Here is a 13552-nt window from a genome sequence, read left to right as displayed (position 1 = left end):
CTGCCCGCTACTTGCTACCCGGTACCTGCTGCCCGGTATCTATTCCGCCCCGCGTCTGCGGAAGTCGCGAGGCCGGAAGCCGAGCGCGAACAGGGTCGCGAAGTAGGCCACCACGCCGGCGGCGATCACCGCGGCCAGGCGCAAGCCGCGCTCCAGGCCGTGAATTTCCACCCACATCGTCTCCGCACCCGAACCGAACCAGAGCACGGCCCCCATCACCAGCAGCGCAGTGGCAAGCTTGGCCGAGAACTTTCCCCAGCCCGCCTGCGGCACGTACACGTTGCGCTTGCGCAGGCCGCGATACAGCAGCGTTGCGTTCAGGCACGAGGCCAGGCCGATCGCCAGCGCCAGGCCAGCGTGGCGCAGCGGCACGATGAAGGCGAGATTCATCAACTGCGTGGCGGCCAGGGTGATCAGTGCGATCTTCACCGGCGTGCGGATGTCCTGGCGCGCATAGAAACCCGGCGCCAGCACCTTCACCAGGATCAACCCGCTGAGGCCCACGCTGTAGGCCACCAGCGCGCTGCGCGTCTGCATCACGTCGGCGGCGCTGAACGCGCCATAGTTGAACAGCGTGGCCACCAGCGGCACCGACAGGATCGCCAGCCCCAGCGCCGCAGGCAGGGTCAGCAGCAGCGTGAGCCGCAGGCCCCAGTCGAGCAGCGACGAGAAGGCTTCATGCTGCTCGTTGGCATGCAGCTTCGAGAGGCTGGGCAGCAGGATGGTGCCCAGTGCCACGCCCAGCAAGCCCGAGGGGAATTCCATCAGCCGGTCGGCGTAATACAGCCAGGACACGCTGCCGCTCTCGAGGAAGGACGCGAATATGGTGTTGATCAGCAGCGAGATCTGGCTCACCGACACGCCCAGCAGCGCCGGCGCCATCAGCTTGAGGATGCGCCGCACGCCTGGATCCGAGAGCTTCAGGTCGAAGCGGGGCAGCAGGCCTATCTGCTTCAGCGGCCTCAATTGCAGCGCAAGCTGCAGCGCCCCGCCGAGAAAGACCGCCCACGCCAGCGCCAGCACCGGCGGGTCGAAATACGGCGCGGCGAACAGCGCCATGCCGATGAAGGAGAGGTTCAGCAGCACCGGCGTGAAGGCCGGGATGGCGAAGCGGCTCCAGGTGTTGAGCGTGCCGCCGGCCAACGCCACCAGCGCCATGAAGAAGATATAGGGGAAGGTGATGCGGGTGAGCTGCACCGTCAGCTCGAACTTGTCCGCGTTCTCGGCGAAGCCTGGCGCAGAGACATAAATGATCAGCGGCGCGGCCAACGCGCCGATCGCCGCCACTGCGGCCACCACCAGGCCGAGCAGTGTCGCAACGCGATTGATCAGCGTGTGCGTCGCTTCGGGACCCAGCCGATTCTTGTATTCCGCCAGGATCGGAACGAAGGCTTGTGAGAACGCGCCCTCGGCGAACATCCGGCGCAGCAGGTTGGGCAGGCGGAAGGCGACGAAGAAGGCGTCGGTTGCCATGCCCGCACCGAAGGCGCGCGCGATCACGAAGTCGCGCACGAAGCCCAGGATGCGGGACAGCAGGGTCATGCCGCTCACGGTGGCGAGGGCGCGCAGCAGGTTCATGCTTGGGGGCGGGACAAGACCCGCGTAACGAAAGCGCGCATCATAGCCGCCCGATGCGCCCGCGCGGAAATCCCGCTTGCAACAGCGATTCATCGCCGCTACAATCACGCGCTTTCAAGAACCCACCAATTCAGGAATCACGTTATGGCCAACTCGGCTCAAGCCCGCAAGCGCGCCCGCCAGGCTGTCAAGGCTCGCGCTCACAACGCCAGTCTTCGCTCCCGCCTGCGCACCGCGATCAAGGCTGTTCGCAAGGCTATCGCGGGTGGCGACAAGGCGGCAGCTCAGTCGGTCTTCCGCACCTCGACGAGCACCATCGACAGCATCGCCGACAAGAACATCATTCACAAGAACAAGGCCGCTCGCCACAAGAGCCGCCTGTCTGCCGCCGTCAAGGCGATGGCTGCCTGATCTCGTAGATCGGTACGCCGCGGGGCCAGCCCTGCACCAACAAAAAAGCGACCTGCGGGTCGCTTTTTTGTTGGTGCGCCGGAGGTTTGCCGGTGCGCTGATCGCGGTCGAGCCCGCTCCTACAGGGAGTTCGCGGTGCCGCCGTGTGGGCGTGATGGTGGGGTGATCGCGGTCGAGCCCGCTCGTGCATGACCGGATCGTGGAACGGTGTCGTAGGAGCGGGCTCGACTGAGATCTTTCTCGCGGGTAACCGGTGCAAGTCAGAACGGGGTATCGCCCATCCAGTCGATCTGCAGATTGTTGTCGTTGCCGAAATTGACGAGAAACTTGTACGCGAGCGGCTCGACGTCGTAGAGCCGCGCATCGACCAGGACGGTCTTGTCTCCCTTGAGGGTGCAGCCCGGGCGCACGTAGGGAGAGTAGGTCATGCGGTGATCGGCGCCGAAGGCTGACATCACGCCGCAAAGCCGGTCCGCCCAATCGCTCGGGCGGAATTTCTTTCCTTCCCTCGTGACCCCGACGATGACGAAGTTTTCAATCTTCTGATTCATGTTCCACGCCTTGGTGGCTACGGGGCGTTCTGGCGTCGCCGTCTGCCGCGGCACTGCGCAAAACGGCCGGCATTCTAGCAGAAATCCGGGGTGATGATTCCGGCGCCGTGCCGCAGGTCGCACGCCAGCGGTCAAGTGCCGCAACAGGCCCGCCAGACGCGACGTATGTACAGGCGCGGCTGCTTTGGCTTAAGATTCAGGACTCTTCATGCACGGCGGCCCATGCCGCCGTGCACGTTTACGCTTCGTTCAGATCGAGGTCTCTCCATGTCCCATGTCATGAACACCTACGCCCGGCTTCCCGTCGCCTTCACGCACGGGGAAGGCGTCTGGATGTACGACGAGACTGGCAAGCGCTATCTCGATGCCCTGTCCGGCATCGCGGTCAACACCCTGGGTCACAATCACCCGCGCCTGGTGAAGGCCATCGCCGAGCAGGCCGGCCGCCTGCTGCACACGTCCAACCTGTACCGCATTCCGCTGCAGGAGCAACTGTCCGACCGCCTGGCCGAGATCTCGGGCATGGACGAAGTCTTCTTCGGCAACTCCGGCGCCGAGGCCAACGAGGGTGCGATCAAGCTCGCGCGCATGTACGGCCACACCAAGGGCATCGAGCTGCCGCACATCATCGTCATGGAAAACGCCTTCCACGGGCGCACCCTGGCGACGCTGTCCGCCACCGGCAACCGCAAGGCGCAGGCCGGCTTCGAGCCGCTGGTGCCGGGCTTCATCCGCGTGCCGTACAAGGACATCGAATCCATCAGCCGCATCGCCGCGCACGACCACACGGTGGTCGCCGTCATGCTGGAAGTCATCCAGGGCGAGGGCGGCGTCAACATGGTCGATGACGCCTATCTGCGCGAATTGCGCGCGATCTGTGACCAGCACGGCTGGCTGCTGATCTGCGACGAAGTGCAGTGCGGCATCGGTCGCACCGGCGTGTGGTTCGGCTGGCAGCATGCCGGCGTGAAGCCGGACGTGATGACGCTGGCCAAGGGCCTGGGCTCGGGCGTGCCGATCGGCGCCGTGCTCACTGCCGGCCGTGCCAAGGGGCTGTTCAATCCGGGCAACCATGGCTCCACTTTCGGCGGCAATCCGCTGGTGTGCGCCGCCGCGCTCGCCACGCTGGACGCCATCGTCGAAGACAAGCTGATGGACAACGCGGTCAAGGTCGGCGAGGCAATCCGCAGCGGCATGGCCGAAGCGCTCAAGGGCACGGCGGGCATCGTCGACATCCGCGGCCGCGGCCTGATGATCGGCATCGAGCTCGACCGCCCCTGCGGCCCGCTGATGGCGCGCGCGGCGGAGCAGGGCCTGCTGATCAGCGTCACCGCCGAGCGCGTGGTGCGCCTGCTGCCTGCGCTGGTGTTTTCCACTGCCGACGCGCAGGCGCTGGTTGCCGCGCTGGCGGCGCTCATTCGCGACTTCCTCGCGAACGGCTGAAAGGGGCAGGCCATGACCGGACTGAGGCACTACCTGCAGTTCAAGGATTTCAGCCGCGAAGAGTACGACTACGTCTTCGAGCGGGCGAAGTGGATCAAGAGCAAGTTCAAGCGCTACGAACCCTACCACCCGCTGTTCGACCGCACCTTGGTGATGATCTTCGAGAAGGCCAGCACGCGCACCCGGCTGTCCTTCGAGGCCGGCATGCAGCAGCTTGGCGGCTCGGCGATCTATCTCAACACGCGCGACTCCCAGCTCGGCCGCGGCGAACCTGTCGAAGACGCCGGCCAGGTCATCTCGCGCATGAGCGACCTGGTGATGATCCGCACTTTCGAGCAGGACATCGTCGAGCGCTTCGCCGCCAACTCGCGCGTGCCGGTCATCAACGGCCTCACCAACGAGTACCACCCTTGCCAGATCCTCGCCGACATCTTCACCTTCATCGAGCATCGCGGCCCGATCCAGGGCAAGACCGTGGCCTGGATCGGCGACAGCAACAACATGTGCAACACCTGGCTACAGGCGGCCGAGGTGCTGGATTTCCATGTGCATGTGTCCACGCCGCCCGGCTACGAAGTCGAACCCGAGCGCGCCGGCCTCTATGGCACCGACCATTTCCGCCAGTTCGCCGACCCGCTCGAGGCCTGCAAGGGCGCCCACCTGGTCACCACCGACGTGTGGACCTCGATGGGATTCGAAGCCGAGAACGAAGCGCGCATGAAGGCCTTCGCCGACTGGTGCGTGGATGCCGAGATGATGTCCGTCGCGGCGCCCGATGCGGTGTTCATGCACTGCCTGCCGGCACACCGCGGCGAGGAAGTCACCGCTGAGGTCATCGACGGGCCGCAGTCCGTCGTGTGGGACGAGGCGGAGAACCGGCTTCACGCCCAAAAGGCGCTGATGGAATTCCTCATGCTTGGCCGCATCGAGGACTGATTGCTTACTCAAAAAGTGCGCAAGCACGGACGAAACAGGAACACAGCATGAGCGACGTCAAGAAAGTAGTGCTCGCCTACTCGGGCGGACTGGACACTTCGGTCATCCTGAAGTGGCTGCAGGACACCTATCAGTGCGAGGTGGTCACCTTCACCGCCGACCTCGGCCAGGGCGAGGAGCTCGAGCCCGCGCGCGCCAAGGCGCTGCAGTTCGGCATCAAGCCCGAGAACATCTTCATCGACGATTTGCGCGAAGAGTTCGTGCGCGACTTCGTCTTCCCGATGTTCCGCGCCAACACCATCTACGAAGGCGAGTACCTGCTCGGCACCTCCATCGCCCGCCCGCTGATCGCCAAGCGCCAGATCGAAATCGCGCGCGCCACTGGCGCGGACGCGGTGTCGCACGGCGCCACCGGCAAGGGCAACGACCAGGTCCGCTTCGAGCTCGGCTACTACGCGCTGATGCCCAACGTGAAGGTCATCGCGCCGTGGCGCGAGTGGGACCTGCTGTCGCGCGAGAAGCTGCTCGCCTACGCCGAGAAGAACGGCATCCCCATCGAGATGAAGCACAAGCAGGGCGGCTCGCCCTATTCGATGGACGCCAACCTGCTGCACATCTCCTTCGAAGGCCGCCACCTCGAGAACCCGGCTGCCGAGGCCGAGGAGTCGATGTGGCGCTGGACGGTGTCGCCTGAAGCCGCACCGGACGCCGCGGAGTACGTCGACCTCGAGTTCGAGAAGGGCGACCTCGTCGCCATCAACGGCACCCGCATGAAGCCGCACGAGCTGCTCGCCAAGCTGAACGAGCTCGGCGGCAAGCACGGCATCGGCCGTCTCGACCTGGTCGAGAACCGCTACGTCGGCATGAAGAGCCGCGGCTGTTACGAGACCCCGGGCGGCACCATCCTGCTGCGCGCCCACCGCGCCATCGAATCGATCACGCTCGACCGCGAAGTCGCCCATCTCAAGGACGACCTCATGCCGCGCTACGCCAGCATGATCTACACCGGCTACTGGTGGAGCCCCGAGCGCCAGGCGCTGCAGGCCCTCATCGATCAGACGCAGCAGACGGTCAATGGCTGGGTGCGCGTCAAGCTCTACAAGGGCAACGTCATCGTCGTCAGCCGCGACTCCAGCACCGACTCGCTGTTCGACCCGACGATCGCCACCTTCGAGGACGACCAGGGCGCCTACAACCAGAAGGACGCCCACGGCTTCATCCGCCTCAACGCGCTGCGCATGCGCATCGCCGCCAACGCCAGGGCGAAGCGCGGCTGATCGAAGCGGAGAAACGGAAACCCGGTGATGGACAGCGACGTACTGATCTTTGGCCTGACGATTGCAGAATTCGAGGACATCTCCCTCAAGGTCTGCTTCACGGCGCTGATCCTCTACATGCTGTTCATCATCGGCAACCTGGCCAAGGAATCGAAGGCCGGCAAGTACGGCGCGATGTGGATGTTCCTTGGCCTGGGGCTCGGTTTCGTCGGCTTCGTCGCCAAGGCCTTCATCATGAAACTGCTCGGCATCGAATAGGAAAAAGGCATGAACATCACCGAAAAGATCGACAACATCACCGTCACCACCAAGGCCAACGTCTACTTCGACGGCAAGTGCGTCAGCCACGGCATCCAGTTTGCCGATGGCACGAAGAAATCCGTCGGCGTCATCCTGCCCGCCACGCTGACCTTCAACACCGGCGCGCCCGAGATCATGGAAGGTGTGGCCGGCTCCTGCCGCGTGCGCCTCAAGGGCGAGGACTGGAAGACCTACGGCGCAGGCCAGTCCTTCAACGTCCCCGGCAATTCCAGCTTCGACATCGAAGTCGCCGGCGAGCCCTACCACTACATCTGCCACTTCGGCTGATCACGCAGGAGGAGCGCGTGCCATGCCCTCGTTCGACATCATGTCCGAAGTCGACCAGCCCTCGCTGCGCAACGCGGTCGAGCAGGCCAACCGCAAGGTGGACGGCCGCCACGACTTCAAGGGCACCAGCGCCAAGATCGAACACGCCGAAAAGCTGCTCACGCTCTACGGCGACAGCGACTTCCAGCTCGACCAGATCAAGACCATCCTGCTGCCCGAGATGACCAAGAAGAACGTCGACGTCCGCTGCCTGGACTACGGCGACGTGCAGAAGATCTCCGGCAACAAGGTCAAGCAGGAAGTGAAGGTCCGCGTCGGCGTCGATCAGGACCTGGCGAAGAAGATCGTCAAGCTGTTGAAGGACAGCAAGATGAAGGTCCAGGCCGCCATCCAGGGTGATGCGGTGCGCGTCTCCGGCGCCAAGCGCGACGTGCTGCAGGAAGCCATCGCGCTGGTGAAGAAGCAGATCACCGACTTTCCGTTGCAGTACGGGAATTTTCGGGACTGAGCGATCCACCGTCGCCGTGGTTCGAGCCCCGGGCATAAGCGCACGCGATGGGTCGCTTGCTCGCCGCGGCGCGAAGCGGGCTAAAATCAGGCTCTGGAGACCGCACTCATGCTGCTTGACACGCTCAGGGCTCACAGGGCAGAGATCAACCTTCTCGCGCAGAAATATGGCGCCAGGCGGATTCGTGTATTCGGTTCCGTCGCGCGTCGCGAGGAGGGTCCGGATAGCGATGTGGATTTCCTCGTGGACCTGCCGCAAGGGTACGATCTTTTTCGGCAGCGCATGCCGCTTGCGCGGGAGCTCTCGGACATGTTCGGGAGGGAGGTTGATCTCATTCCCGAGCACGAACTCAACCGCCACATACGGCCCTATGTGCTGGACGAGGCTGTGGAGCTGTGAATAAGGCCTGGGAGCCCTATGCGCTTCACATTCTGGATTCGATCAACAGGATCCGGCGTATCCAGGAGCGTGGCGACGTGACAACGGATGACATTCTGTACGACGCGGCCCTGAGGAATTTGCAGACGCTCTCCGAGGCAACACAGAAACTCCCCGACATGTTGAAGGCGCGTTTTACTGAGATACCGTGGCGAGAGATCAGTGGCTTCAGAAACATACTCGTTCACGATTATCTGGGGCAGATCGATCCGCAGGTCGTCGTACGCGTCATTCGTGAAAACATTCCGGAACTCGAGGGCGCCGTGAAGACGATGCTTGGCGCCGATGGATGGCCTCAGGCCGATTGATCCATTGCAGCGCCCTGTAACGGTCGTGACGGCGGATGCCTTGCCGGTAGTGCCGCGGATTCATCTCCAGCCCGAGGGCTACTTTACAAGCGGGAACGTTGGCACCCAAAGCCCCGCACCGCCCGCCCCTTGTAGGAGCGGGCTTGACCGCGATCCGCCGCGCCCCGCTGTGACAAATCCATCACCCTGCGCAATCGTGCCCGCCCAGCGGATCTCAGGCGTGACCATAATCCTCGTCATCGCCACCCACGTCTCAGGAGCGCCTCCATGGATGTTTCTTCTATCGCTTCTGCCGCAAGCGGCAATGCCATGGCCCAGATCCAGGACAAGGCCGCCACGCTGGTGCTGAGAAAGGCGCTGGACGCGCAGGAACAGAGCGCGATGCAACTGCTGCAGGCCGTCCCGGCCCCACCGCCAATGCCGATCGGCACGGCTGGCGGCGTCATCGATACCTGGGCGTAAGCTGGAGCCAACGGTCCGGATTTCGTGCAGCCTCGAAGTGCGGAGCGGGTCCGGGCGACAAGGGGAGGTCTCGCCACGGGCTGCCCGCACAGGCAAGAAAAAAGGCGCCCCCACTTCGGGCGCCCGAAGATCACGTCGCCGGCCGTTCAGGCGGCCGCACGCCGGCGGCGGGTGAGTCCCAGCCCCGCCAGACCGATGCCGAGCAGCGCCAGCGCGCCCGGCTCGGGCACGCTCGTGCGCTGTTCGTTGAACGTGAAATTGTCGAGCACGAAGTGGGTGCCGTCACCCGCCAGATCGGTACTAGCCTGCACTCCGCCCGTGCTCGTGATGCGCAATTCGTCGATGGTCCAATCGAAATCGAAGCGTGAAGCGTTACCGATACTGGGAATGCCAACGACGATCTTCGTGCTCTTGGTCACGGCACCGTCGATCAGCCCCTCGAGCGTCACTTCAAGCCCCGTGTGCCAGGCGGCGCTGAAGTAGCCCCCATTGAACAGGAAGTTGCTGCCGTCGCTTGTCCTGACGCTGGCGGGGGCGCCATTTCCATTGAAGGCGACGTTCGGTGTCGATACACGCCCGGTCGAATAACCGCTGCCGTTGTAGTCAGTCGAATTGTCCGGATTCAATGCAAAGAAATTCGACCACAGCAGACCACCATAGTCCGAGAAAGCGACTCCAGGGGCGTCTCCAGGCAATGTGTCAAAGGTCAGGAGCCCAGCATTGGCGCCAGTGCTGATGCTGATCAGTCCCGCGGCAAGGGCGCTGGCAAGGATCTTCTTGTTCATGGTGTCTTCCTTCAGGATGGCTCGTGACGTGATGTCGTTCGCACGCTAAAAGCAAATACCGTGCCAATAATAAACATCTCGGCAATACAGTAACTTGGGCCCATTCTTGCGATCGAAGCGTCAGCATTTGTAAAATTTTCCGACACTCGCCTGGGGCGGGCGTCGGCGCCGGGTCGGCTATGATGCCCTGGCATGCTCCGGCTTGTTGCTTGAGGTTCCGATGGTTTCAGGATGCACTCTGCGAATGCTGCCCCGATGGCTGGCTGTTCTGGCCGGGTTGTTCGGCGTTGCCGCCGCCTGCGCCGCCGAGATGCACGTCTCGGTCAACGGCATCTTCGGCAACCGCGCGGTGCTGGTGGTCGATGGCGCCGATCCGCAGATCGTGGCGGAAGGCGGGCAGACGCGCGAAGGCGTCAGGCTTGTGTCGATACGCGACGGGGCGGCAGTGGTGGAGGTCGATGGCAGGCGTCAGCAACTCCGGGTCGGAGACGGGCCGATTCGCACCGCCCCGACAGCGGACACCAGCGCAGATGGGGTGCAGGAGGTCCGCATCCTGGCCGATGCGCGCGGGCACTTCTCGACGCGTGGCGCGATCAACGGCGCGGCGATGCAGTTTCTGGTGGATACCGGCGCCACCCTGGTTTCGCTCGGCATCGCCGACGCGCGCCGTGCCGGGATCAACTACCTCGGCGGTGCGCAGTCAACGAGCATGACGGCCAACGGCCCGGTTCGCGTATGGCTGCTCCGGCTCGATCGCGTGCAGGTGGGCAGCCTCGTGTTGCGCAATGTCGATGCAGCGGTGCACGAAGCGCCGCTGCCCTTCGTGCTGCTCGGCAGCAGCTTCCTGCAGCGCGTCGCGATGCAGCGCGAGGGCGATACGCTGATCCTGCGGCGCCGTTTCTGAGGCTCTCGGTCTTCCGCTGCCCGGCTGCCCGCTTCATCGGCGACCGGTGATCGGCTGCCGGTGTCCGTCCGTCGTGCCTGGCTGGCTTCTTGCCGGCTGCGTCCGTAGTCTGCTTTCGTAGCGCATTGCGCCACGGCATCCACGGACTAACGAGTGCGACATGACAGCGAATCGGCATCGCGGCTTCACCCTCATCGAATTGATGATCGTCGTAGCGATCATTGGCATCCTCGCGGGCATCGCGCTGCCCGCCTACAACGAGTATGTCATGCGCGGAAACGTGCCACAGGCGACCGCGGGCCTTTCCGAAGGGCGCGTCCGGCTCGAACAGTGGTTCCAGGATAACCGGACGTACGTGGGCGGTCCCTGTCCGGCCGCGGCGAAGTCATTCACGTTCGCCTGTGCATTGGCGGCGACGACATTCACGATCACTGCGACGGGAAGCGGAACCATGACCGGATTCGCTTATACGATTAACCAGAGCAACGCAATGACATCCACGACCCCGTGGGCCGTTGGAAATAAGGCGTGCTGGATCACCAGCAAGGGAGGCGTGTGCTGATGAGGCAATCGAGCTTGCTCATCCGTGCGCATGAATCGCCATGACGGCAAACCGGGATCTGGTGGCTTCGCCGCTGAAAGTGGCGCGAGGGTTCTCGCTGGTCGAACTGATGGTGGTCGTCGCGATCATCGGCCTGTTGCTGCTCGTGGCATTCCCCGCCTACACGGAGTGGATCCAGAGTTCGCGCATCCGCACAGCGGCCGAGACGATCCAGAACGGCCTGCAACTGGCGCGAGCAGAGGCCGTCAAGCGCAATGGAACCGTCGAGTTCGTGCTTTCTGGCGCAAGTTCGGCATGGACAGTGCAGGTGCCGGGCGATCCTGCCGAGGTGATCCAGCAACGGTCCGCCGGCGAAGGTACATCGATTGTGACCGCGACCACTCAGCCGGATGGCGCGGTCAGCATCGCTTACAACGGCTTGGGGCGCGTCAACCCGAATACCGCGGCAGGAACGCCGCCGCTGCAGCGCATCGACATCGCCATCACGACGGCTGCCGCGGCGCGCGCGCTGCGCGTGACGATCGGCACCGACGGCGCCATTCGCATGTGCGATCCATCCGGAAAGCTTCCGGCGGACGATCCGAGGAGATGTTAGACATGAGACGCCGGGAACGACCGCAGCGCAGGAGCCATGGGGGCTTCATGCTGCTCGAGGTGCTGATCGCGATCCTGATTCTCGCCCTGGGGGTGCTGAGCGTGATCGGTCTTCAGGCTGCGGCGATTCGCAATACGACTGCGGCCAAGTATCGGGCGGATGCCAGTTTCATTGCCAGCCAGCGCGTGGGCAGCATGTGGGCGAATCCGGAGGCCCTGGGCGGGTTCGTGGAGAACGACACCGAGCTTGGCACTGCGCTTCCCGATGGCAAGCGCTCGACGGCGGTCAATGGAACGCAGGTGACCGTTACGGTGACCTGGCGGGCGCCGGGCGCGACCGAAAGGAGCAACGTCGTGGTCGTTGCGTACGTCAGCGTGTAGGTGGAGACATGGCGAAGAAACGCGTCCAGCGCGGTTTTACCCTGGTGGAGTTGCTCGTCGGCCTGACCGTCGGTCTGATCACGCTGCTCGTCCTGACGCAGCTTCTGCAGTCGTTCGAGGGGCAGAAGCGCACGAGCACCGGCGGAAACGATGCGCAGACCAATGGCGCATTTGCGCTGTACATGCTCGACCGCGAAATCCGGATGGCCGGGTACGGGCTTTTCGGGCCGGAATCGATGCTCTGCAAGAATGGCATCAACATGTATTACGACGATCCCGTGGGAGGGGCGACCGTCCTGGATGCAGCGTCGTTCGTTCCCATCCGGATCATCGACGGCGGCGGTTCGGCGCCGGATTCGGTGATCACCATGCGTAGCGATGCCGAATTCGGTGCCGTGCCGACAACGGTGATCAAGGAAATGACAAATACTTCTTCGGAATTGGCTACATCCTCGGGCGCAGGATTGAAAGGGCCCGATCGTAAGAGGGATCGACCTGGTGACCTATTCATAATGGCATCGAAGGACGGTGAAAGGATCTGCAGTCTCTTGCAGATGACCCAAGATCCGCAGGCTATAGGGGGTAAGCCGGGCGGTTTCCACCTTCAGCACAACCCAGGAAGTGACGGGCCATACAATCCGTCAAATCCCAATAACGTCTTCAAGGATGCGCCGAAGTACAAGGTCGACGACATCGTCATCAACATGGGAAATTACCCGCGCCGGCAATACTCGGTGCAGTGCGATCAACTCGTCGACAGCGACCCGCTGGCGGTCGCCGCGCCGACTTGCGACAACACGAGGCCAATGGTGGCGCAGATCGTGAATCTGCAGGCGCAGTATGGAATCGCACCGGCCGGATCGCTGGTCGTGAATCAATGGATCGATGCGACCGGAGCGTGGGCGAATCCTGCGGGCGCCGACATCTCCCGGGTGCGTGCAATCCGCCTCGCCGTCGTGGCGCGAAATCCCCAATATGAAAAGAGTTTTGCCGATACGGGGACGCCGGACAAGCTGGAAATGTGGACGGGCGGACCCACGATCGACATACCCGAAACGGAACGGCATTACCGCTATCGCCTCTACGAGACCATCATTCCCTTGCGCAACATCATCTGGTCGCCGTCATGATCCAGGGAGTTTCTGCGATGTTCGATCGAACACGGTCCAGCCAGCACGGTGTGGTCTTTTTCACCGTCTTGATTGCGCTGGTCATCCTGTCCTTGTCCGCAGTTGCGCTCGTGCGTTCGGTCGACACCGGCACGCAGATTGCGGGGAATCTGTCGTTCCGCCAGACGACCACGCAGGCGGGCGACAGCGGAACTGAAGCGGCGGTCACGTGGATGAATGCGCAACTCACTGCCAACCCGACTTCCTTGTACAAGTCGGACAAAACCAAGGGCTATTACGCCACCTCACACGTGGGGTGCGACCTTTCCGGTTCCAGCACGCCGGATGACAGTACGGACGATGTGAATTGGGGTGGAAACAAAGATGACGAAGATAAGTACTACCCGAACTGTAAGATGACGGCCGTCGCCGTGGATGCGGCCAGGCTACCTGCCGGCTATTCCGCAGCCTACGTCATCAATCGACTTTGCGGTGATGAGTTGCCTCCCACCGATGAGAAGGCATTCTGTGAGAGTTATTCACGCTCGACGGCTGCGGCCGATGAAGGACGGTCGATGAGCGGCGGCGGCTATTTCGGCAAGAAATCGGCCAGCAGCGAATATTTCTACCGCGTCACGACGCGGGTGGTGGGTCCGAAGAATACGGTCAGCTATGTGCAGACCGTATTGTTGAACTGATGAGACATCGATCATGCAA

The 13552-nt window shown here is 63.3% G+C and carries 19 protein-coding genes; 16 read left to right on the top strand and 3 right to left on the bottom strand.

The window, feature by feature from the left end; genetic code table 11:
* Window positions 1-39: 39 nt before the first annotated feature.
* On the bottom strand, window positions 40-1578 hold the full coding sequence (murJ, locus tag GH664_RS03750) for a murein biosynthesis integral membrane protein MurJ (protein WP_153166798.1): 1539 nt from the start codon (window positions 1576-1578) through the stop codon (window positions 40-42).
* 144 nt (window positions 1579-1722) lie between these two features.
* On the opposite strand from murJ, the gene rpsT reads away from it, so the two are divergent.
* Window positions 1723-1989 carry a 30S ribosomal protein S20 gene (gene rpsT, locus GH664_RS03745; RefSeq protein WP_153166797.1) on the top strand — a complete coding sequence of 89 codons (267 nt, stop codon included), beginning with the start codon at window positions 1723-1725 and terminating at the stop codon, window positions 1987-1989.
* Between the two features lie 260 nt (window positions 1990-2249).
* Here the strand turns inward: rpsT and GH664_RS03740 are convergent, their stop codons facing one another.
* On the bottom strand, window positions 2250-2540 hold the full coding sequence (locus tag GH664_RS03740; RefSeq protein WP_153166796.1) for a DUF3579 domain-containing protein: 291 nt from the start codon (window positions 2538-2540) through the stop codon (window positions 2250-2252).
* A gap of 267 nt (window positions 2541-2807) precedes the next feature.
* On the opposite strand from GH664_RS03740, the gene GH664_RS03735 reads away from it, so the two are divergent.
* The 9 genes from GH664_RS03735 (at window position 2808) to GH664_RS03695 (ending at window position 8500) form a co-directional block, all read left to right on the top strand.
* Window positions 2808-3983: an aspartate aminotransferase family protein gene (locus tag GH664_RS03735; protein WP_153166795.1), complete on the top strand. Its 1176-nt coding sequence runs from the start codon at window positions 2808-2810 to the stop codon at window positions 3981-3983.
* 12 nt (window positions 3984-3995) lie between these two features.
* Entirely contained in the window at window positions 3996-4919 is a 924-nt protein-coding gene (gene argF, locus GH664_RS03730; RefSeq protein ID WP_153166794.1) for an ornithine carbamoyltransferase, read from the top strand.
* 47 nt (window positions 4920-4966) lie between these two features.
* Window positions 4967-6196 (top strand): argininosuccinate synthase, encoded by a 1230-nt coding sequence (locus GH664_RS03725; protein WP_153166793.1) that lies wholly within the window; start codon window positions 4967-4969, stop codon window positions 6194-6196.
* 27 nt (window positions 6197-6223) lie between these two features.
* Entirely contained in the window at window positions 6224-6454 is a 231-nt protein-coding gene (locus GH664_RS03720; protein WP_153166792.1) for a DUF2788 domain-containing protein, read from the top strand.
* Between the two features lie 9 nt (window positions 6455-6463).
* Window positions 6464-6784 carry a pyrimidine/purine nucleoside phosphorylase gene (locus GH664_RS03715; protein WP_153166791.1) on the top strand — a complete coding sequence of 107 codons (321 nt, stop codon included), beginning with the start codon at window positions 6464-6466 and terminating at the stop codon, window positions 6782-6784.
* A gap of 22 nt (window positions 6785-6806) precedes the next feature.
* The gene (locus GH664_RS03710; RefSeq protein WP_153166790.1) at window positions 6807-7292 is read left to right on the top strand and encodes a YajQ family cyclic di-GMP-binding protein; all 486 of its coding nucleotides are present in this window, start codon (window positions 6807-6809) and stop codon (window positions 7290-7292) included.
* A gap of 108 nt (window positions 7293-7400) precedes the next feature.
* Window positions 7401-7691: a nucleotidyltransferase family protein gene (locus GH664_RS03705; RefSeq protein ID WP_153166789.1), complete on the top strand. Its 291-nt coding sequence runs from the start codon at window positions 7401-7403 to the stop codon at window positions 7689-7691.
* Complete coding sequence (locus GH664_RS03700; RefSeq protein ID WP_153166788.1) at window positions 7688-8038, top strand: DUF86 domain-containing protein; 351 nt, start codon at window positions 7688-7690, stop codon at window positions 8036-8038. The genes GH664_RS03705 and GH664_RS03700 overlap by 4 nt, the downstream gene beginning before the upstream one ends.
* A gap of 267 nt (window positions 8039-8305) precedes the next feature.
* Complete coding sequence (locus GH664_RS03695; protein ID WP_153166787.1) at window positions 8306-8500, top strand: YjfB family protein; 195 nt, start codon at window positions 8306-8308, stop codon at window positions 8498-8500.
* A gap of 146 nt (window positions 8501-8646) precedes the next feature.
* On the opposite strand, the gene GH664_RS03690 is transcribed toward GH664_RS03695, so the two are convergent.
* Window positions 8647-9285, bottom strand: coding sequence for a PEP-CTERM sorting domain-containing protein (locus GH664_RS03690; protein WP_153166786.1), 639 nt, complete (start codon window positions 9283-9285; stop codon window positions 8647-8649).
* Window positions 9286-9529: 244 nt separating this feature from the next.
* On the opposite strand from GH664_RS03690, the gene GH664_RS03685 reads away from it, so the two are divergent.
* The 6 genes from GH664_RS03685 (at window position 9530) to GH664_RS03660 (ending at window position 13533) form a co-directional block, all read left to right on the top strand.
* Window positions 9530-10189 carry a TIGR02281 family clan AA aspartic protease gene (locus GH664_RS03685; protein WP_153166785.1) on the top strand — a complete coding sequence of 220 codons (660 nt, stop codon included), beginning with the start codon at window positions 9530-9532 and terminating at the stop codon, window positions 10187-10189.
* 160 nt (window positions 10190-10349) lie between these two features.
* The gene (locus GH664_RS03680; RefSeq protein WP_153166784.1) at window positions 10350-10751 is read left to right on the top strand and encodes a type IV pilin protein; all 402 of its coding nucleotides are present in this window, start codon (window positions 10350-10352) and stop codon (window positions 10749-10751) included.
* A gap of 61 nt (window positions 10752-10812) precedes the next feature.
* Complete coding sequence (locus tag GH664_RS03675) at window positions 10813-11346, top strand: GspH/FimT family pseudopilin (RefSeq protein ID WP_256219453.1); 534 nt, start codon at window positions 10813-10815, stop codon at window positions 11344-11346.
* Between the two features lie 2 nt (window positions 11347-11348).
* Window positions 11349-11726, top strand: coding sequence for a type IV pilus modification protein PilV (gene pilV / locus GH664_RS03670; RefSeq protein WP_153166782.1), 378 nt, complete (start codon window positions 11349-11351; stop codon window positions 11724-11726).
* 8 nt (window positions 11727-11734) lie between these two features.
* On the top strand, window positions 11735-12856 hold the full coding sequence (locus GH664_RS03665) for a PilW family protein (RefSeq protein ID WP_153166781.1): 1122 nt from the start codon (window positions 11735-11737) through the stop codon (window positions 12854-12856).
* 17 nt (window positions 12857-12873) lie between these two features.
* The gene (locus GH664_RS03660; protein WP_153166780.1) at window positions 12874-13533 is read left to right on the top strand and encodes a hypothetical protein; all 660 of its coding nucleotides are present in this window, start codon (window positions 12874-12876) and stop codon (window positions 13531-13533) included.
* The last annotated feature ends 19 nt before the right edge of the window (window positions 13534-13552 follow it).

Origin of the sequence: Thauera sp. 2A1 (genome assembly GCF_009469595.2) — a bacterium.
Lineage (GTDB): Bacteria > Pseudomonadota > Gammaproteobacteria > Burkholderiales > Rhodocyclaceae > Thauera.
Note: the sequence above shows the minus strand (reverse complement) of the source record. Positions and strands in the feature narration are given on the sequence as shown.

Excerpts from the sequence above, each read along its gene's own strand:
- GH664_RS03735 (WP_153166795.1), top strand. The coding sequence starts at position 2,808 with ATGTCCCATGTCATGAACACCTACGCCCGGCTTCCCGTCGCCTTCACG.
- GH664_RS03685 (WP_153166785.1), top strand. The coding sequence starts at position 9,530 with ATGCTGCCCCGATGGCTGGCTGTTCTGGCCGGGTTGTTCGGCGTTGCC.
- argF (WP_153166794.1), top strand. The coding sequence starts at position 3,996 with ATGACCGGACTGAGGCACTACCTGCAGTTCAAGGATTTCAGCCGCGAA.
- GH664_RS03715 (WP_153166791.1), top strand. The coding sequence starts at position 6,464 with ATGAACATCACCGAAAAGATCGACAACATCACCGTCACCACCAAGGCC.
- GH664_RS03680 (WP_153166784.1), top strand. The coding sequence starts at position 10,350 with ATGACAGCGAATCGGCATCGCGGCTTCACCCTCATCGAATTGATGATC.
- GH664_RS03725 (WP_153166793.1), top strand. The coding sequence starts at position 4,967 with ATGAGCGACGTCAAGAAAGTAGTGCTCGCCTACTCGGGCGGACTGGAC.
- murJ (WP_153166798.1), bottom strand. The coding sequence starts at position 1,578 with ATGAACCTGCTGCGCGCCCTCGCCACCGTGAGCGGCATGACCCTGCTG.
- GH664_RS03660 (WP_153166780.1), top strand. The coding sequence starts at position 12,874 with ATGTTCGATCGAACACGGTCCAGCCAGCACGGTGTGGTCTTTTTCACC.
- GH664_RS03710 (WP_153166790.1), top strand. The coding sequence starts at position 6,807 with ATGCCCTCGTTCGACATCATGTCCGAAGTCGACCAGCCCTCGCTGCGC.
- GH664_RS03740 (WP_153166796.1), bottom strand. The coding sequence starts at position 2,540 with ATGAATCAGAAGATTGAAAACTTCGTCATCGTCGGGGTCACGAGGGAA.
- GH664_RS03695 (WP_153166787.1), top strand. The coding sequence starts at position 8,306 with ATGGATGTTTCTTCTATCGCTTCTGCCGCAAGCGGCAATGCCATGGCC.
- pilV (WP_153166782.1), top strand. The coding sequence starts at position 11,349 with ATGAGACGCCGGGAACGACCGCAGCGCAGGAGCCATGGGGGCTTCATG.
- GH664_RS03720 (WP_153166792.1), top strand. The coding sequence starts at position 6,224 with ATGGACAGCGACGTACTGATCTTTGGCCTGACGATTGCAGAATTCGAG.
- GH664_RS03690 (WP_153166786.1), bottom strand. The coding sequence starts at position 9,285 with ATGAACAAGAAGATCCTTGCCAGCGCCCTTGCCGCGGGACTGATCAGC.
- GH664_RS03705 (WP_153166789.1), top strand. The coding sequence starts at position 7,401 with ATGCTGCTTGACACGCTCAGGGCTCACAGGGCAGAGATCAACCTTCTC.
- GH664_RS03665 (WP_153166781.1), top strand. The coding sequence starts at position 11,735 with ATGGCGAAGAAACGCGTCCAGCGCGGTTTTACCCTGGTGGAGTTGCTC.
- rpsT (WP_153166797.1), top strand. The coding sequence starts at position 1,723 with ATGGCCAACTCGGCTCAAGCCCGCAAGCGCGCCCGCCAGGCTGTCAAG.